This is a genomic window from Cellulomonas sp. ICMP 17802, assembly GCF_041295535.1.
Lineage (GTDB): Bacteria > Actinomycetota > Actinomycetes > Actinomycetales > Cellulomonadaceae > Cellulomonas.
This window is the reverse complement of record NZ_JBGFQZ010000002.1, coordinates 253,719-269,897: the sequence shown is the minus strand read 5'-3', so window position 1 is coordinate 269,897 and position 16,179 is coordinate 253,719. Positions and strand designations below refer to the sequence as shown.

The following is a 16,179-nucleotide window of genomic DNA, read 5'->3' as shown; positions in this document are numbered from 1 at the left end:
GCACTCAGTGGCCCCGTCCGACCAGATCGTCGACGACGCCCACAAGGTAGCCTCCCAGGGGCTCGGGCAGCCCGGCCACCGCCAGCTCCCGCGCGCGCAGGCCCGTCCGCCGCGTCAGCTCGCGCACCTGGTCCAGCGCGCCGCTCGACACCATCACCGCGCGCACCGCCGCGGCCCCCGCCTCGTCGAGGTCGGGCCGGCCGACGTGCGCGTCCAGCACGGCGCACCCGGCCTCGTCTGCGAGCGCGTAGGAGCGGCGCAGCAGCTCGGTCCGCTTGCCCTCGCGCAGGTCGGACAGCACGGACTTGCCGGTCACCTGCGGGTCCCCGAACACCCCGAGCTCGTCGTCGGTGAGCTGGAACGCCACCCCGAGCGCGGACCCGACCCCACCCAGCCGACCCGTCTGCGCGTCGTCCACGCCCGCCAGTAGGCCCCCGACCACGAGGGGCAGGCAGCCCGAGTACGCGGCCGTCTTGAGCTCCGCAACCGCGAGCGCGTCGACGTCCCGGGGCGGGCTCAGCGACGCCGTGACGTCCAGCAGCTCGCCGACGACGGTCGTCTCGATCCCCTCCGCCAGCAGCCCGACCACCCGCAGCAGGACCGCGGGGTCCGCCGGGGCCCGTGCCACCAGCGAGAACGCGGAGGTGATCGCCAGGTCGCCGGCCAGCAGCCCGGCCGCAAGCACCTGGTCGGCCACGGCCCGCTGGTCGAGCCCGCGCCCGGCCAGTCGGGCGCGCGCGGCGCCCGCGACGTTGGGCCGCCCGCGCCGGACCTCGTCGTGGTCGAGCAGGTCGTCGTGCACCAGCATCGCCGTGTGCAGCACCTCGATCGCGGCGGCCACCGGGGCCACCACCTCCAGGTCCGTGCCGCCGAGCCCGAGGTACGCGGCGACCGTCAGCCGCGGCCGCATGAGCTTGCCGCCCACCACCCCGGCCAGGTCCGTCCAGAGCTGCGCGGCCGCGTCGGAGCGGTCGGCGGCCACCCGCACCCGCGACTCGACGAAGCCCTGCAGCACGGCCGCCGTCGTCGCCATCGCGCGCTCGACCGCCTGCGCCAGGTCAGCCTCGTCCGCCGCCCGCACCTCGGGCAGCTCCCGCCGGTCCGTCACCCGCGACTCTGGATGCATCACGCCTCCGTCCCTGCTGCTGGAACCCGTTGCGGGGAATCCTCAGCCTATTGAGCATTCCCGCGCGCGCATCAGGGAGCCCCCGTCGCGCACGCCTGTCGAGCACCCTTCGGTCCGAGGGCCCTCCACGGATGCACGGAGCGCCCACCAGGTGTCGGTACGCTCAGGCGCATGACATGGCTGGTCACCGGGGGTGCCGGGTACATCGGGTCGCACGTGGTGCGCGCGTTCGGGCAGGTCGGCCTGGAGACCGTCGTGCTCGACGACCTCTCCAGCGGGCACCGGGGCTTCGTGCCCGACGGCGTGCCGCTGGTCGAGGGCTCGATCCTGGACACCGACCTCGTGGCGGACACCCTCTCGCAGCACGGCGTGGTCGGCGTGGTGCACCTGGCCGGCTTCAAGTACGCCGGCGTCTCGGTGGAGCGCCCGCTGCACACGTACGACCAGAACGTCACCGGCACGGCCCACCTGCTCGAGGCGATGGCCTCGCAGGGCGTCGACGCGATCGTGTTCTCGTCGTCGGCCGCCGTCTACGGCACCCCGGACGTCGACCTGGTCACCGAGGCCACGGCGACCACCCCGGAGTCCCCGTACGGCGAGTCCAAGCTGATCGGCGAGTGGCTGCTGCGGGACCAGGGCCGCGCGGCCGGCCTGCGCCACACCTCGCTGCGGTACTTCAACGTCGTCGGGTCGGCCACGCCCGACCTGTACGACACCAGCCCGCACAACCTCTTTCCGCTGGTGCTGGAGGCCCTGGCGCAGGGCCGCACCCCGCGCATCAACGGCACCGACTACGCGACGCCGGACGGCACCTGCGTCCGCGACTACATCCACGTGGCGGACCTGGCCGAGTCCCACGTGGCCGCCGCGCAGGCCCTCGCGGCCGGCACGGCGCTGGAGCCCGTCTACAACCTGGGCTCGGGCGAGGGCGTCTCCGTCCGGGAGATCATGACCGCGATGGCCGAGGGCACGGGCATCCCGTTCGAGCCCGAGACCGCCCCCCGCCGTCCGGGCGACCCGGCCCGCATCGTCGCCTCCGGCGAGCTCGCCGCCCGCGACCTCGGCTGGCGCATGCGCCACACGCTGCTCGAGATGGTCACCAGCGCGTGGGACGCCCGCCAGGCGCACTGACCCCTAGAGCGACTGCAGCCTCGGCAGCGCCTCCACCAGGCCCTCGAGGACGGCCTCGCTGCCCGCGTAGATCCCCTCGGCGCGCGGCCAGTGGACCACGACGTCCGTGAAGCCCAGCGCGGCCGCGCGCTCGATGCCCCCGGTCACCAGGTCCAGCGACGTCATCGAGAAGATCGGCGCGCCGTCCAGGCTGAGATACCGGCGCAGCGGGGGCTCGCCGGCGGGCCGCGCACCGGCCTCGATGCCGTCGAGCTGCTCGAGCATCGTCGCGAGCCCGGCCCACCACTGCTCCTGCGCGGCGACGGGGTCCGCCGGCACGTCCTCGGTCGCGTACGCGGGACCGTAGGTGGCCCAGCCCTGCCCGAAGCGGGCGGCCAGCGTCATGGCCCGCGGTCCGTTGGCGGCGACCACGAACGGGGTGCGCGGGCGGGCCAGCGTGCCGGGGATCATCCGCGCCTGGTGGGCCCGGTAGAACGTGCCGTCGTGGTCGGTGACGTCCTGCCGGAGCAGGGAGTCCATCAGCCACACGAACTCCTCGAACCGCCGCGTCCGCTCCCCGCGTGAGGGCGGGTCGCCGGTCACCGAGGCGTCGAACCCCTCACCGCCCGCACCGATCCCGAGCAGGAACCGGCCGCCGCTGACGTCGTCGAGACCCATCACGTCCTTGGCGAACGGCACCGGGTGCCGGAAGTTGGGCGACGCCACCCACGTGCCCAGCCCGATCCGCTCGGTGACGGCGGCGGCCGCGGCGAGCAGCGGCACGGTGGCGAACCACGGCTGGTCGACGAGCGTCCGCCAGGCCAGGTGGTCGTACGTCCACGCGTGGTCGAAGCCCCACTCCTCGGCCTGCTGCCACTTGCGACGAGCCGACGCCCACCGCTCCTGCGGCAGCAGCACGATCCCCACAGCAACCATGGCCCCGACCCTATGCGCCCGTCAGGCGTGCGCGTGGTGCTCGCTGCCCGTGGTGGACGGCGGCTCCAGCTGGAACGTGCAGTGGTCGACGTCGAAGTGCCCGGCCAGGCAGTGCCGCAGGTCGTCGAGCACGCGGCCGGCCTCGCCGCGCGACAGCAGCTCGTCGGGCACCTCGACGTGCGCCGAGAGCACCGGGACGCCCGACGTGATCGTCCACGCGTGCAGGTCGTGGACGCCGAGCACGCCGCGCACCCCGCAGATGTGCGACCGGATGGCGTCCAGGTCCACCCCGCGCGGCGTCGCCTCGAGCAGCACGGTCCCGACCTCGCGCAGAAGCGCGACGGCCCGCGGCACGATCATCAGACCGATGACGACCGACGCGATGCCGTCCGCCCGCGTGAACCCGGTGGTCAGCACGACCACCGCGGCGACCACCACCGCGGCGGACCCGAGCAGGTCCCCCAGCACCTCGAGGTAGGCGCCCCGGACGGTGAGCGACTCGCTCTGCCCCCGGCTCAGCAGGACCAGCCCGACCGCGTTGGCCACCAGCCCGACGGCGGCGACCGCGAGCATGAGACCGGCCTCGACCGGCCGCGGCGTCAGCAGCCGGCTCACGCCGCCGACGATCACGCCGATCCCGACGACCGCGATGACCAGCCCGTTGGCCAGCGCGGCGAGGATCTCGGCGCGCTGCCAGCCGAACGTGCGGGCCGCGGTCGCGGGCCGGGCCGCCAGCGCCGTGGCGCCGAGCGCGAGCCCCACGCCGGCGGCGTCGGTGAGCATGTGCCCGGCGTCGGCGATCAGGGCGAACGACCCGGACACCAGGCCGCCGACGACCTCGACCACCAGCATGACGAGCGTGAGCACGAGGACGGCGAGCAGCCGGCCGCGATGGGCCTGCGCCGCCGTCGAGTGGCTGTGGTCGTGGCCCACGGTCAGTCCCAGCCCAGCTCGTGCAGCCGGTCGTCGTCGATGCCGAAGTGGTGCGCGATCTCGTGCACCACGGTGACCGCCACCTCCTCGACGACCTCGGCGCGGTCGTCGCAGACCGCCAGCGTGGGGAGCCGGAAGATGGTGATCCGGTCCGGCAGGGAACCGGCGGCCCAGAACTCGCCCCGCTCGGTCAGCGGCGTGCCCTCGTACAGGCCCAGCAGCTCGACCTCCCCCTCGGGCGCGTCGTCCTCCACGAGCACGACGACGTTGTCCATCATCGCGGCCAGCTCGTCGGGGATCTCGTCGAGCGCGTCGCGCACGGCGTCCTCGAACTCGTCCCGCGACATGTCGACCATGGCACCATCCTGCCTGCTCATGACGACGTGACGGTGGCCACGGTCGGCCACTTTGGAGTTCGGGCCGAACACCCCGTATGCTCATCACCGGTCATCCGGCGCCTCGGCGTTGGGGGTTGGATGTTCGCGTTGGACAAGCCCCCATCGTCTAGCGGCCTAGGACCCCGCCCTTTCACGGCGGTAGCACGGGTTCGAATCCCGTTGGGGGTACGAGCAGGAACAGCATCAAGGCCTTGCAGCTTCACCAAGGCCCCGTAGCGCAGTTGGTTAGCGCGCCGCCCTGTCACGGCGGAGGTCGCGGGTTCAAGTCCCGTCGGGGTCGCTCGATACGCCCGGTCAGCAGTTCTGCGAACAGCAGAGGCCGGGCCGCGTCGTTTCGGCCACTTAGCTCAGTTGGTAGAGCGTTCGACTGAAAATCGAAAGGTCGGCAGTTCGACCCTGCCAGTGGCCACCTCGGAAGCCCCGCCCGGATCACCGGAGCGGGGCTTCGTCGTGCGCGCGGCAACTCTGCGACCAGGGCCTCTGCTCCTAGGCTGGGTCCACCGCATGCCGTACGAGGAGGACCCATGGCCAGCACCCCCGGAGCCGACCGACCCCGCAGCTTCTTCGACCGCTTCACCGAGCCGCTGGCGGACCGGGCGCGGGAGAAGTTCGAGCAGGTCGAGGACCACGTCCGCGAGGCTGTCCAGTCGGAGATCGACGCCGTCACGCGCAGCGTCCGGGCCCGCGCCATCGAGGTCCGCCCGTCCGCCCTCGGGTTCGCCGCGGCCGCCCTGCTCAGCTTCTTCGGCCTGGCCCTGCTGATCACCTCCGCGGTCCTGGGCCTGGCGCACGCCGTCGACCCGTGGCTGTCCGCGCTCCTGGTGGGCGTCGCGCTGCTGCTCGTGGGCGGCGGGATCGCGGCCTGGGCCAAGCGTCGGCTGCCCCCGGGGCCTGCCGTCTCCGTGGTCCGCATCCACGAGCCCGTGCACCCCGCGGGCGAGCAGGTGCACCCCTGGGAGGACTGACCGGTCCCACCTCTCGCGCACCCGATCGCGGACCACCAGACTGGGTGCCCTACGGACGTGCAGACGAGAGGCCCTACCCCATGACCACACAGTCGGGACCGCCGGGCGACGAGAAGTCGCTCGGCCAGCTCGTGTCCGACCTCAGCGAGCAGGCCGCGCGGCTGGTCCGCGCGGAGATCGACCTGGCCAAGGCCGAGATCACCGGCCGGGCCCAGCGGCTCGGCGTCGGCGGTGGACTCGTCGCCGCGGGAGCGCTGCTCGCGCTCTACATGCTGGGCGCCGGGATCGCCACGGCCATCATCGTGCTGGACCTCTGGCTCGACCTGTGGCTGGCCGCGCTGATCGTCACGGTCGCGCTGCTGCTCGTGGTCGTCGTGCTCGTGCTCATCGGCATCAACCGGATCAAGGCCGGATCGCCGCCCACGCCGACCAGGGCCATCGAGAACGTCCAGCAGGACATCGACGCACTCAAGGCAGGGTTCCAGTCATGAGCGACGAGAAGGACCAGAAGCCCCAGCCCCCGTTCAGCACGCCCGAGATGGTGGCGCTGGAGGCCGAGCTCGCCGCGACCCGCGCCCAGCTGGCCTCGACGGTCGACGAGCTGGTCTCCCGCCTGGACCCGCGGGCCCAGGCCGGCCGGGCGGTCGAGTCGGGCCGGCAGCTGTGGGTGGACGCGACCAACAGCCAGGCCGACCCCGCGGACCGCAAGAAGGCGTTCGCCGTGCTCGGCGGCGCCGCGGCGGGCGTGGCAGCGCTGCTCGCGGTGGCGGTGGCGGCCGGACGCCGCAGGCACTGAGCCGCACGGCGGCTCCGCGGGCGCGTCCTTGCGCCGTCGGGGTCGCCGTCGCGCGCGGGCGGCCTGCGTCCGGGTACGAAACGGCCGAGGGCGCGTCGAGAAGGGTCGACGGGCCTCGGCCTGGCGTGAGGGTCGTTCAGCCGTCCGACGGACGCTGCTGCGGGATCCCGTTGAGCAGGTCGCGCACCTCGGACTCGCGGTACCGACGGTGGCCCCCCAGCGTGCGGATCGAGGACAGCTTCCCGGCCTTCGCCCAACGGGTGACGGTCTTGGGGTCGACCCGGAACAGCGTCGCGACCTCGGAGGGCGTGAGCAGTGCTTCGGACTCGGTGGCGTGTGCGTTCATAGCTGCCTCCTGGCAACGTGCGGCCTGAGGGTCCGATCCGTCGGAACCCCGGCCAGTTCAAGGTGCGGGTGGTGCGGTCGAGCGGTGTGAAACGTTCTCTATCTGGCCAGCCTACGGGCAGAGACCCGCAAACGTGACATCGCCCCACTAGCATGAACGAAAGCCGCAGACAGCGCATTCTGTGACACGGTCCGGTAACGAACCTTCACACGGCTCTCATGAAGTTCTCATACAGCAGGGTCTCGCGGGTACCGCACCAGCCTAAACCCGACCAATCGGTCATACACGCCGACGCGCTCGGGCGTGTCCACCGGGCGTTGGACAACGGTCCGGCTCGTCGGGCCGTCACGTGACGCGTGTCGCCCACCGGCGAGTGGTCGGAATACCGAACGAGCATGTACCGTTGCCCCACGAAGAGACGATTCAGCACCCCGGGGCCGCACGTGTCAGCACGGAGCCGCCCCGCATCCACGTAAGAGGGGGTCGATGCCATGGGGCGCGGCCGTCAGAAGGCTAAGCAGACGAAGGTGGCCCGGGAGCTGAAGTACTTCAGCCCGGAGACCAACTACCGAGCTCTCGAGCAGGAGCTCACGTCGCACGGCCACAACGATGTCGTGACCGACAACCGCCCTCGCGCGGCTGTGGACACGGACACTGACGACGACAGCGACGACTACCGACGCTGGTCGGACGACGATCGCTGATTGTTCTCGCCACCTGCGCTGAGGCGTAGGGGACGCACACGCTCCGCACCATCCTTCGGGGTGGTGCGCGCGTGTGTGCGCGTGCCGTCGGACCGGGTCAGACCCGGTAGGACCCGGTGAGCTGGACGGCCCCGCCGTGCACGCCCTTGGTGCCCGCGACGAAGCCGGGCGCACCCGGCACGTCGGTGGTCGGGTCGGCATCCCGCACGGTCCCGAGCTCCCAGGCCGGCAGGCCCAGCTCGGCGGCGTGCGCGAGCACCCCGTCCACGGCACCGGCCGCGACGATCGCCACCATGCCCACGCCGAGGTTGAGCGTGCCCTCGAGGTCGGTCCACGGGACCTGACCGAGGCGTTGGACCAGCGAGAACACCGGCGGCAGCGTCCAGCCGCCGCGATCGATGTCGGCTACCAGGCCCTGCGGCAGCACCCGCGCGACGTTCGACGCGAGCCCCCCGCCGGTCACGTGGCTGTAGGCGTGCAGGCCGTCGACACCGGCACGCTCGGCCAGCGCCAGGCAGTCGCTCGCGTAGACGCGGGTGGGCTCCAGCAGCTCCTCGCCCAGCGTGCGGCCCAGCTCGTCGACGTGGCGGTCCAGCGACCAGCCCGCGACCGAGACCACCTTGCGCACCAGCGAGTAGCCGTTCGAGTGCAGGCCGCTCGAGCCCAGCGCGAGCAGCACGTCGCCGGCGCGCACGCGCTCCGGGCCCAGCAGCTGGTCGGCCTCGACCACTCCGGTCGCCGCGCCGGCCACGTCGTACTCGTCGGGACCCAGCAGGCCCGGGTGCTCGGCGGTCTCGCCGCCGACCAGCGCGGTCCCGGCCACCGAGCACGCCGCCGCGATCCCGCGCACGATGCCCGCGATCCGCTCGGGCACCACGCGGCCGCACGCGATGTAGTCGGTCATGAACAGCGGCTTGGCACCGACCACGACGATGTCGTCGACCACCATGCCCACCAAGTCGAACCCGATGGTGTCGTGGATGTCGAGCGCCTGCGCGATCGCCACCTTGGTGCCGACGCCGTCGGTCGACGTGGCCAGCAGCGGCTTGCGGTAGGTCAGCAGCGCGCTGGCGTCGTAGAGCCCGGCGAACCCGCCGACCCCGCCGAGCACCTGCGGGCCGTGCGTCGCGCGCACGGCGTCCTTCATCAGCTCGACAGCCTTGTCGCCGGCCTCCGTGTCGACCCCCGCCGCGGCGTAGGTCACCTGCGCGCCGCTCACGGGTGGTCCAGGGCGCCCGCGCCACCGGCGCTGGGGACGATCGAGAGGAGCCCGTCCTCAGGCGCTCCGAGCGGCAGCTCGTTCTGCTCGAGCAGGAACTTGCCGAGCCGGTCGTCCGGCGGCAGCTCGATCGGGTACTGGCCCGTGAAGCACGCGGCGCACAGCTGCGAGGCGGGCTGCTCGGTCGCGGCGATCATGCCCTCCGGGGAGATGTAGCCGAGCGAGTCGGCGCCCAGGGACGCGGCGATCTCGTCGACCCCCAGGCCGTTGGCGATGAGCTCCGCGCGGGACGCGAAGTCGATGCCGTAGAAGCACGGCCACTTGACCGGCGGGGAGCTGATCCGCACGTGCACCTCGGCCGCCCCGGCCTCGCGGAGCATCCGGATGAGCGCGCGCTGGGTGTTGCCGCGGACGATCGAGTCGTCGACGACCACCAGGCGCTTGCCGCGGATGACGTCCTTGAGCGGGTTGAGCTTGAGCCGGATGCCCAGCTGGCGCAGCGTCTGCGACGGCTGGATGAACGTGCGGCCGACGTAGGCGTTCTTGGTGAGGCCCTGGCCGAACGGGATGCCGGACGCGGCGGCGTACCCGACGGCCGCGGGGGTGCCCGACTCCGGCACCGGGATGACCAGGTCGGCCTCGACGGGGTGCTCGACGGCCAGGCGGCGACCCATCGCGACGCGCGCGGCGTGCACGGACCGGCCCGCGATCGACGTGTCGGGGCGGGCCAGGTAGACGTACTCGAACACGCAGCCGGCGCGGTCCACCGGCGCGAACCGGCTGCTGCGCAGGCCGTCGGCGTCGATCGCGATGAACTCGCCGGGCTCGATCTCGCGGACGAACGACGCGCCGACGATGTCGAGGGCCGGCGTCTCGCTGGCCACCACCCAGCCGCGCTCGAGCCGGCCGAGCACGAGCGGGCGCACGCCCTGCGGGTCGCGGGCGGCGTAGAGGGTGTGCTCGTCCATGAAGACCAGGCTGAACGCGCCGCGCAGGCGCGGGAGCACCTCGAGCGCGGTGGCCTCGAGGGTGTGGTCCGGGTCGCCGGCCAGCAGCGCGGTGATCAGCGCGGTGTCCGTGGTGTTGCCACGCGCGAGCTCGCCGCGGCGCTGGCTGCCGTAGCGCTCGGCGACGAGGTCGACCAGCTCGGCCGTGTTGGTGAGGTTGCCGTTGTGCCCGAGCGCGACGGTGCCGGCCGACGTGGGGCCGAGCGTCGGCTGCGCGTTCTCCCAGGTGCTGCCACCGGTGGTCGAGTAGCGCGCGTGCCCGATGGCGATGTGGCCCTGCAGGGCGTTCAGCGCGGTCTCGTCGAAGACCTGGGAGACCAGGCCCATGTCCTTGTAGACGAGCAGCTGCTGGCCGTTGGAGGTGGCGATGCCCGCCGACTCCTGGCCGCGGTGCTGCAGCGCGTACAGGCCGAAGTAGGTCAGCTTGGCGACTTCCTCGCCAGGAGCCCACACACCGAAGACGCCACAAGCGTCCTGGGGGCCTTTTTCGTTGGGGAGGAGGTCGTGGTTCAGACGTCCGTCTGCGCGGGGGGCCACGTCACCATGGTCGCACACGCGTCGGCGTGGGCGACCCCCGCGTCCGCGGGTCAGTCGTCGGCGGGCAGGGCGCGCCGCACGCTGCGGCGGTCGGCCAGGATCGCGACGAGGCCGCCGACGAAGCCGCCGAGCACCGCGCCGGCGACGACCATCCACGTGCGCACGGCACCCTCGCCGTCGAGGAACGAGATGAAGCCGGAGCCGTCCGCGGCGCGCGGGATCTCGGGCTGGATCACGGCGGTGAGCACGAGGCCCACGACGATCCCGACGAGCGCGCCCGCGGTGATGAAGGCGCCGAACTTCGGGGCGTGCCGGACCGTGGCGGGCTGCGCCACCTGGGCGAGCTCCTGCTCCGACGGGATCGGGACGCCGCGGGCGTCGCGCGCGACCGCGTCGGGCACGGGAGCGTCGTCGGGCTGGGGGTCGTTCGGCACCCCGTGATCCTAGGTCAGCGGCGGCTCACCCGCGGTCCCGGGCTGCCTGCAGCGGCAGCCACTCGCGCAGGTCGGCGCGCTCCCCCGAGGCCCGGATCCGCCCGTCGGCCGTCGCGGACTCCCAGGTCAGCCCGCCGGTGGCCAGCGCGAGCCAGGTCTGCGCGTCGGTCTCGACCACGTTGGGCGGGGTGCCCCGGGTGTGACGAGGTCCCTCCACCGCCTGCACCGCACCGTCGGGCGGGACCCGCACCTCGACCGCGTTGCCGGGGGCCACCTCGGCCAGCTCCTCGAGCGTGAACCGGACCGCGGTGCGCCGGGCCGCCGTGGGCACGCCGGCCGGGTCCGCCCGCCAGACCGCGAGCGCGGCGCGCCCGTCGGCGGGGTCGGTGCGTCGGCGCGGCGGCATGCAGCGATTCTGCCCGGCTCAGGCCGCCCGCACCGACAGCGACCGCTCGCTGGTGCAGTCCCAGCGACCCGGCGCGTAGAAGGCGAGCAGCCCCCCGGGAGCCCCGGGCTGGCGGGGCGTGAGGAGGAGCAGCGGCGCCGCGCCGTCGAACGGGGTGAGGCCCAGGGTGACGGCGGCCCGGTCGATGGCGACGGCGTCGTCGATGTCGTACCGCTCGAGGTGCAGGACGGGGTGCCTGGGGTCGGCGGGCAGGTTCATGGGGCGCTCCAGCAGGATGCGGTTCCGGTGGACGTCCGAAGGAGTCCGCGCACCCGACGGCTGATGCAGCGGGCCGCTTCCACCCCCCGGCGCGGCGGGCTACCCGCGCCGCCTGTCCTCGACGACCTGGCGCCGGCTGCAGTAGACGCAGCCCGCGGTCGTCCTGCCCCCGAGCGTCTCCGATGCACTCGTCGAGCACCTGGCGCCCCTGCGCGCGCGCCGCGCGCTGTTCGCGGAGGACGCGGGCCTGGTCGCCGACATCCTCGCGGCCGGCAACGCGCGCGCCAACGAGCTGGCGGACGCCACGATCCGTGACGTCCGCCAGCTCATGGGCGTGAGCTACGGGTGACGTCGGTCGAAGTAACGGTCGCCCCACACATCGAGCCGCCACGTCCCGGCCTCGTCGTCGGTCACGACGCCGGGTCCGCCGTAGGACATGCCGGTCGCCTCCACCCGGAGCCCGGCCGCTGCTCCCGGCTCGACCGTAATCTCGAAGGCGACCTGGCTCAGCCCGGACGGGCCGCCCTCCGGCGCCCAGCCGGCCTCGGGGGTGATCGTCACGCCGGAACCCTCGGCCCACAGGCGGACCGTGCCTCCACCGCCCGGGACGCAGACCGTCACCGGGACCGGCGTGCCGAACGGGTGCGGCTCCTCGGAGTACCCGAAACCCGCTCCGAGCCCGGGATCCCCGCGCGTGTAGAGGTGGTTGCAGTCGGCGGCGTCGTCATAGGGCTCCGGGCGCTCCCCGCTCGCGCAGCCGGCGGCGAGCGCCACGACGGCGACGATCGCGAGCGGTGTTCTCATCCCGCGATCGTGCCCCGCGCCGCAGCCGCGCGGCCCTGCATCGGCCGGACGTCACCCGGTCGCCGACGGGCCCGCGGGGATCCCCGCGGGCCCGTCGTCAGGCGGTCACCACGCCGCGTTGCGGGCCAGCTCGAGGGCGATGTCCGGGAACCAGGCGCCCGCGGCCGGCCCGCCGTTGCAGGTGCCGTCCGACTCGCCGGGCAGCTTGACCCACAGGAGGGCGTCGAGACCCGACCCGTCGTTCACCAGGGTCGGCCTCTCGCCGAGCGCCCGGCCGCGCGGGTTGCACCACTCGCCGTTCGAGCCGTTGCCGTTGCGGGAGGTGTCGATGACGAACCTCCTGCCGCCGAGCTGCTGCGAGATCTGCTGGCCGTAGGCCTTGGAGGCCGCCGTGGTCTGGTAGTTCGACGTGTTGAGCGCGAAGCCCACCGCGTACTCGAAGCCGACCTGGTTGAGGCGGCTCACGGCCGTGCTCACGGGCAACCACGACGCGTGGCCGGCGTCGATGTAGACCCGGGCGCCCTTGAGCGTCAGCGACTTCGCGGCGTACCTCAGGAAGCCCACGCGGTCGCCCTGGCCCGCGCAGTCGCCCAGCTGCGCGAGGGCGTCCGGCTCGAGGACCACGTACGGGTTGCCCTGGATGCCGGAGGCGACGGTGTCGATCCAGGCCGCGTAGGCGCTCTCGGCGACGCCGCCGCCGGAGTAGGACCCGCAGTCGCGGCCCGGGATCGCGTAGACCACGAGCATCGGGGTCGTGCCGGCGGCCACCGCGCGGCCGGTGTAGTCGGCGACCTCGGCCTTGGCGTGCGCGGGGTCGGCCCAGTTGCCCACCCAGTACGCCTGCGGGGTCAGGGCGATCTTGGCGAGCAACGTCTTGTCCGTGCCGGAGGCCGCCTGCCACGCGCGGTAGCCCTGCGTGGTGGGGTCGACGTAGAACCGGCTGGCGGTGGGGGGTGTGGTCACGGTCGGTGTCGGGGTCGGTGTGGTCGTCGGCGTGGGTGTCGGCGTCGGCGTCGTGCCGGTGCACGGCGTGCCGTTCATGGTGAACGCGGCGGGGACCGGGTTCGTGCCGCTCCACGAGGCGTTGAACCCGAAGCTCGTCCGGCCGTTCGTCGGCACCGTACCGTTCCACGGCAGGCTCGCGACCGAGACCGCGGCTCCGCTGGTCGTGGCCGTGCCATTCCAGAGCGAGGTGATCCTCTGGCCCGCGCCGAAGGACCGGCCGACCGTCCACGCGCTCACCGGGTCGCCCAGGTTGGTCACGGTCACGTCGGCGCCGAAGCCGCCCTGCCACTGGTTGGTGATCCGGTACTCGACCTTGCAGCCGCCGGCGGCCTGCGCGGCGCTGGCGGTGACGGCGGTGAGGCCGGCGACGGCGAGGGCCGCGGCGGCGAGCAGCGCGGTCGCGCTTCGGCGGGTGGGCATGAGCGGGTCTCCTCGGGGCGGCTGACGTGCAGCGGTCCCGACGAGGAAACCGGACCCGGGCCGGCGTGGCGAGCGCTCGGGCGCGACCGAATCGTTGAGCCACCGGATCCGGGTCGTCGATGCGCTTCCGCGCGCGGGGGGCTCGTCTCGGCGCCCGTTCGCGGCCATCCTGGGAGGTGGCGCGGTGAGGCACCCGGCTGCCGTGCCGGAGGTGTGGTCATGCTGCTCCGACGACTGCTCGCCGCGTTCACGCTCGCCCTGGCGCTCACGGGGTGCAGCGGCGCACCCACCGCTCCCCAGCAGGAGCCGCCGGCCACCGCGGAGGCGGGCGACGTCGCGCCGACCAAGGGCTCGGGCGAGGTCGAGCAGCCGCGGGAGACGGGCGAGGCCCTGCCGGTGCTCACCACCGCGGTCGCCGGGACCGGCTCCGCCGCCTCCGTCGAGGCCGGCACCGTCTGCCTGTTCTGGACGTGGGGCGGGCCGGGCACGCCGCAGCTCGCCGTCGGGATGTCGTTCACGATCGCCCACGCCGAGGTCCAGCCGGCCACCTGGTCGCCCTACCCCGACGCATGCACGGGCCAGAGCGGCCGGGCGTGCATCGGCGCCGTGATCACGGTCGACGACACCGGCTGCCTGGTCGGCTTCGCCCGCGACGCCGGACCGACCGCGGAGGCCGGCGCCCACGCGCTCGTCGGCATGCAGGGCACGTTCGCGTGCGTCGAGCCCGCCACCACCGCGGACTGCGACGACGCCGCCACGGCCCTGGGCGCGGCACCCGACGTGTCGCCCGACCTCGACCTCGAGAGCTTCCCGGTCACCAACGGGGACGGCTGACGTGGCCACCACCCCGAGCGGCCGCGCGCTGCCCGGGTGGTTCACGCTGGCGACGCAGATCGCCGCGCCCGTCACGCTGGTCACCGCGCTGCTCTTCTACTTCGGCTACGTGTTCACGCGGTCGCAGTACGCGTACTTCGGGGTCGACGTGGACACCATCGGGCTCACGCCGCGCGACTACGTGATGCGCAGCCCGCAGCCGCTGCTGGTCCCGCTCCTGGTGCTCACGGTGGTCTCGGTCGCGGTGGTCGCGCTGCACGGCCGGATCGACGCCCGCGCCCGCGAGGCCCGGTCGGTCGGCGGGGGCGAGGCGCGCGTCCGGCGCGCGGCCCGGGTGTGGGTGGCCGGCGGCTGCGTCGTGCTCGGCGCCGGCCTGGTGCTGCTCGTCGCCTACGCCTGGTGGGGGGCGTGGCCGTACCTGTCGCTCGTCTCGGCGGTGCTCATCGGGGTCGGCGCCGCGGTGGGCGCGCTGACCCTCGGGTACGCCACCACGCGCGCGCCAGGGATCGTCGCGGGCCTGTGGGTGCTCGTGGTGGCCGCCGCGTTCTGGGCCGTCTCGATCACGGCCGACTGGTCGGGCCGCGGGCAGGCGCAGCTCACGGCCCGGAACCTCGACCAGCTGCCCGCCGTCATCCTGGACAGCCCCGGCGACCTGCACCTGCGCAACACCGTCGCCGCGCCCGAGGACCTGTGCTGGACCACCGGCGACGCCCCCGACCCGGCGTGCGCGGCGCTGACCGACCAGCCCCGCTACCGGTACCGGGGCCTCCACCTGCTGGTGCAGGGGCCGACCGCCATGTTCCTGGTGCCGTCCGCGTGGTCCGCGAGCGCGACCACGCTGATGGTGCCCCGCACGGCCGACGTCCGGCTGCAGTTCCAGTTCGTCAACGTGCCCCCCGGCTAGCCGCGCGGCTTGCCCGGGCCGCGCAGGCCGCGCTGGTACTGACGGGTCTGCTGCTTCCACCGGCGCTTCTCCTGCGCGGCCAGGTGGGCGTCGGTCCGCCGCGACTGGTACGCGGCCTCGCGCGCCAGCCGGCGCCAGCTCTCGTACCGACGCTCGCTCAGCTCCCCGCTGTCCAGCGCCGACTGGATGGCGCACCCCGGCTCCCCTGCGTGGCGGCAGTCCGCGAACCGGCACCTCAGGGCCAGCTCCGCGAGGTCCGCGAACGTGGTGTCCAGCGCGTCCCCGTCCGCGACGACGCCGACGCCGCGGATGCCGGGGGTGTCGATGAGCATCGCGCCGCCGGCCAGCCGGACGAGCTCACGGTGCGTGGTGGTGTGCCGGCCGCGGCCGTCCGTCCGTCGCCCTCCGGTGGCCATGACGTCGCGGCCTGCCAGGGCGTTGACCAGCGTCGACTTGCCGGCGCCGGACGGGCCGACGACGACGAGCGTCGTCCCCGGGACCAGCAGCGCGCGCAGCGGCTCGAGGCCCTCACCCGTCGGGACGCTGACCGCGTGCACGTCGACCGCGAGCGCCACCGCCGCGACCTCCTCGGCCATGCCGGCCGGGTCCGGCACCAGGTCCGCCTTGGTGAGCACGACGACCGGCCGGGCACCCGAGCGCCACGCGAGCGTCAGCAGCCGCTCCACGCGGCCCAGCTGCGGGTCCGGGTCGAGGTGCTCGACCACCAGCACGACGTCGATGTTGGCGGCGAGAGCCTGGACGCGGGACGTCCCACCCGCCGTGTCCCGCACCAGCGCCGTCCGGCGCGGGGCGAGCGTCCGGGCGTGCGGGCCCCCGTCGGTGTCGTCGACCAGCAGCCAGTCGCCCACGGTCGGCGGCAGCCGGTCGCCGTCCTGCGTCGGGACGAGCCCGTCGCGGTCGATGGTCACCCGGCGGGGCGTCGCGGCCGCCATGAGCTCGGGCGCGGACAGCACGAGGACCGCGCCCTTGTCGGCGCGGACCACGCGGACGTGGTCGGGGGAGAGAGCGGCTGGCAC

At 73.9% G+C, this 16,179-nt stretch carries 20 protein-coding genes and 3 tRNA genes; 10 read left to right on the top strand and 13 right to left on the bottom strand.

The genetic code is table 11. The features are described from left to right. Positions 1 to 4: 4 nt before the first annotated feature. Positions 5 to 1,126 (bottom strand): polyprenyl synthetase family protein, encoded by a 1,122-nt coding sequence (locus AB5970_RS04915; RefSeq protein WP_370502785.1) that lies wholly within the window; start codon positions 1,124 to 1,126, stop codon positions 5 to 7. 171 nt (positions 1,127 to 1,297) lie between these two features. Between AB5970_RS04915 and galE the strand changes: the two genes are divergently transcribed. Beyond that, on the top strand, positions 1,298 to 2,257 hold the full coding sequence (gene galE / locus AB5970_RS04910) for a UDP-glucose 4-epimerase GalE (protein WP_370502784.1): 960 nt from the start codon (positions 1,298 to 1,300) through the stop codon (positions 2,255 to 2,257). A gap of 3 nt (positions 2,258 to 2,260) precedes the next feature. On the opposite strand, the gene AB5970_RS04905 is transcribed toward galE, so the two are convergent. The 3 genes from AB5970_RS04905 to AB5970_RS04895 are packed head-to-tail and all read right to left on the bottom strand — an operon-like array spanning position 2,261 to position 4,461. After that, positions 2,261 to 3,172, bottom strand: coding sequence for an LLM class flavin-dependent oxidoreductase (locus AB5970_RS04905; protein ID WP_370502783.1), 912 nt, complete (start codon positions 3,170 to 3,172; stop codon positions 2,261 to 2,263). Positions 3,173 to 3,193: 21 nt separating this feature from the next. Then, the gene (locus AB5970_RS04900) at positions 3,194 to 4,105 is read right to left on the bottom strand and encodes a cation diffusion facilitator family transporter (RefSeq protein ID WP_370502782.1); all 912 of its coding nucleotides are present in this window, start codon (positions 4,103 to 4,105) and stop codon (positions 3,194 to 3,196) included. 2 nt (positions 4,106 to 4,107) lie between these two features. Further along, on the bottom strand, positions 4,108 to 4,461 hold the full coding sequence (locus tag AB5970_RS04895) for a metallopeptidase family protein (RefSeq protein ID WP_370502847.1): 354 nt from the start codon (positions 4,459 to 4,461) through the stop codon (positions 4,108 to 4,110). A 137-nt stretch (positions 4,462 to 4,598) separates the two neighbouring features. Here AB5970_RS04895 and AB5970_RS04890 point away from each other — a divergent pair. The 6 genes from AB5970_RS04890 to AB5970_RS04865 all read left to right on the top strand — a co-directional run bounded on the left by AB5970_RS04890 (position 4,599) and on the right by AB5970_RS04865 (position 6,264). Then, a tRNA-Glu gene (locus tag AB5970_RS04890) sits at positions 4,599 to 4,671 on the top strand. A 38-nt stretch (positions 4,672 to 4,709) separates the two neighbouring features. Next, positions 4,710 to 4,783: transfer RNA gene (locus tag AB5970_RS04885), tRNA-Asp, on the top strand. A 56-nt stretch (positions 4,784 to 4,839) separates the two neighbouring features. Continuing rightward, positions 4,840 to 4,912, top strand: a tRNA-Phe gene (locus AB5970_RS04880). 115 nt (positions 4,913 to 5,027) lie between these two features. Further along, entirely contained in the window at positions 5,028 to 5,468 is a 441-nt protein-coding gene (locus AB5970_RS04875; protein WP_370502781.1) for a phage holin family protein, read from the top strand. Between the two features lie 80 nt (positions 5,469 to 5,548). Then, positions 5,549 to 5,959, top strand: coding sequence for a phage holin family protein (locus AB5970_RS04870; protein ID WP_370502780.1), 411 nt, complete (start codon positions 5,549 to 5,551; stop codon positions 5,957 to 5,959). Then, positions 5,956 to 6,264, top strand: a complete 309-nt coding sequence (locus tag AB5970_RS04865; protein WP_370502779.1) for a DUF3618 domain-containing protein — start codon at positions 5,956 to 5,958, stop codon at positions 6,262 to 6,264. Before AB5970_RS04870 ends, AB5970_RS04865 begins: the two co-directional genes overlap by 4 nt. 136 nt (positions 6,265 to 6,400) lie before the next feature. Here AB5970_RS04865 and AB5970_RS04860 read toward each other — a convergent pair whose 3' ends face one another. After that, a complete protein-coding gene (locus AB5970_RS04860) occupies positions 6,401 to 6,610 on the bottom strand; it encodes a BldC family transcriptional regulator (protein ID WP_370502778.1) in 210 nt (69 codons plus the stop codon). Positions 6,611 to 7,101: 491 nt separating this feature from the next. Here AB5970_RS04860 and AB5970_RS04855 point away from each other — a divergent pair, with 491 nt between their 5' ends. Continuing rightward, the gene (locus AB5970_RS04855) at positions 7,102 to 7,314 is read left to right on the top strand and encodes a DUF3073 domain-containing protein (RefSeq protein ID WP_370502777.1); all 213 of its coding nucleotides are present in this window, start codon (positions 7,102 to 7,104) and stop codon (positions 7,312 to 7,314) included. A gap of 97 nt (positions 7,315 to 7,411) precedes the next feature. Here the strand turns inward: AB5970_RS04855 and purM are convergent, their stop codons facing one another. The 7 genes from purM to AB5970_RS04820 all read right to left on the bottom strand — a co-directional run bounded on the left by purM (position 7,412) and on the right by AB5970_RS04820 (position 13,404). After that, complete coding sequence (purM, locus tag AB5970_RS04850) at positions 7,412 to 8,533, bottom strand: phosphoribosylformylglycinamidine cyclo-ligase (protein ID WP_370502776.1); 1,122 nt, start codon at positions 8,531 to 8,533, stop codon at positions 7,412 to 7,414. Next, positions 8,530 to 10,077 carry an amidophosphoribosyltransferase gene (gene purF / locus AB5970_RS04845; RefSeq protein WP_370502775.1) on the bottom strand — a complete coding sequence of 516 codons (1,548 nt, stop codon included), beginning with the start codon at positions 10,075 to 10,077 and terminating at the stop codon, positions 8,530 to 8,532. Before purF ends, purM begins: the two co-directional genes overlap by 4 nt. 50 nt (positions 10,078 to 10,127) lie before the next feature. After that, a complete protein-coding gene (locus tag AB5970_RS04840) occupies positions 10,128 to 10,511 on the bottom strand; it encodes a histidine kinase (protein ID WP_370502774.1) in 384 nt (127 codons plus the stop codon). Positions 10,512 to 10,536: 25 nt separating this feature from the next. Continuing rightward, a complete protein-coding gene (locus tag AB5970_RS04835) occupies positions 10,537 to 10,917 on the bottom strand; it encodes a sterol carrier family protein (RefSeq protein ID WP_370502773.1) in 381 nt (126 codons plus the stop codon). A gap of 18 nt (positions 10,918 to 10,935) precedes the next feature. Beyond that, positions 10,936 to 11,175, bottom strand: a complete 240-nt coding sequence (locus tag AB5970_RS04830) for a hypothetical protein (protein ID WP_370502772.1) — start codon at positions 11,173 to 11,175, stop codon at positions 10,936 to 10,938. A 339-nt stretch (positions 11,176 to 11,514) separates the two neighbouring features. Then, complete coding sequence (locus tag AB5970_RS04825) at positions 11,515 to 11,979, bottom strand: hypothetical protein (protein WP_370502771.1); 465 nt, start codon at positions 11,977 to 11,979, stop codon at positions 11,515 to 11,517. A gap of 105 nt (positions 11,980 to 12,084) precedes the next feature. After that, positions 12,085 to 13,404: a glycoside hydrolase family 6 protein gene (locus AB5970_RS04820; protein WP_370502770.1), complete on the bottom strand. Its 1,320-nt coding sequence runs from the start codon at positions 13,402 to 13,404 to the stop codon at positions 12,085 to 12,087. 219 nt (positions 13,405 to 13,623) lie between these two features. Here AB5970_RS04820 and AB5970_RS04815 point away from each other — a divergent pair, with 219 nt between their 5' ends. Together AB5970_RS04815 and AB5970_RS04810 are read left to right on the top strand one after the other, a co-directional pair. Continuing rightward, positions 13,624 to 14,238, top strand: coding sequence for a hypothetical protein (locus AB5970_RS04815; RefSeq protein WP_370502769.1), 615 nt, complete (start codon positions 13,624 to 13,626; stop codon positions 14,236 to 14,238). A gap of 1 nt (position 14,239) precedes the next feature. Beyond that, complete coding sequence (locus AB5970_RS04810) at positions 14,240 to 15,142, top strand: hypothetical protein (protein WP_370502768.1); 903 nt, start codon at positions 14,240 to 14,242, stop codon at positions 15,140 to 15,142. On the opposite strand, the gene rsgA is transcribed toward AB5970_RS04810, so the two are convergent. Continuing rightward, a complete protein-coding gene (rsgA, locus tag AB5970_RS04805) occupies positions 15,139 to 16,179 on the bottom strand; it encodes a ribosome small subunit-dependent GTPase A (protein WP_370502767.1) in 1,041 nt (346 codons plus the stop codon). The genes AB5970_RS04810 and rsgA overlap by 4 nt on opposite strands.

Excerpts from the sequence above, each read along its gene's own strand:
- AB5970_RS04915 (WP_370502785.1), bottom strand. The coding sequence starts at position 1,126 with ATGCATCCAGAGTCGCGGGTGACGGACCGGCGGGAGCTGCCCGAGGTG.
- galE (WP_370502784.1), top strand. The coding sequence starts at position 1,298 with ATGACATGGCTGGTCACCGGGGGTGCCGGGTACATCGGGTCGCACGTG.
- AB5970_RS04905 (WP_370502783.1), bottom strand. The coding sequence starts at position 3,172 with ATGGTTGCTGTGGGGATCGTGCTGCTGCCGCAGGAGCGGTGGGCGTCG.
- AB5970_RS04895 (WP_370502847.1), bottom strand. The coding sequence starts at position 4,461 with ATGGTCGACATGTCGCGGGACGAGTTCGAGGACGCCGTGCGCGACGCG.
- AB5970_RS04875 (WP_370502781.1), top strand. The coding sequence starts at position 5,028 with ATGGCCAGCACCCCCGGAGCCGACCGACCCCGCAGCTTCTTCGACCGC.
- AB5970_RS04870 (WP_370502780.1), top strand. The coding sequence starts at position 5,549 with ATGACCACACAGTCGGGACCGCCGGGCGACGAGAAGTCGCTCGGCCAG.
- AB5970_RS04865 (WP_370502779.1), top strand. The coding sequence starts at position 5,956 with ATGAGCGACGAGAAGGACCAGAAGCCCCAGCCCCCGTTCAGCACGCCC.
- AB5970_RS04860 (WP_370502778.1), bottom strand. The coding sequence starts at position 6,610 with ATGAACGCACACGCCACCGAGTCCGAAGCACTGCTCACGCCCTCCGAG.
- AB5970_RS04855 (WP_370502777.1), top strand. The coding sequence starts at position 7,102 with ATGGGGCGCGGCCGTCAGAAGGCTAAGCAGACGAAGGTGGCCCGGGAG.
- AB5970_RS04835 (WP_370502773.1), bottom strand. The coding sequence starts at position 10,917 with ATGCCGCCGCGCCGACGCACCGACCCCGCCGACGGGCGCGCCGCGCTC.
- AB5970_RS04830 (WP_370502772.1), bottom strand. The coding sequence starts at position 11,175 with ATGAACCTGCCCGCCGACCCCAGGCACCCCGTCCTGCACCTCGAGCGG.
- AB5970_RS04825 (WP_370502771.1), bottom strand. The coding sequence starts at position 11,979 with ATGAGAACACCGCTCGCGATCGTCGCCGTCGTGGCGCTCGCCGCCGGC.
- AB5970_RS04820 (WP_370502770.1), bottom strand. The coding sequence starts at position 13,404 with ATGCCCACCCGCCGAAGCGCGACCGCGCTGCTCGCCGCCGCGGCCCTC.
- AB5970_RS04815 (WP_370502769.1), top strand. The coding sequence starts at position 13,624 with ATGCTGCTCCGACGACTGCTCGCCGCGTTCACGCTCGCCCTGGCGCTC.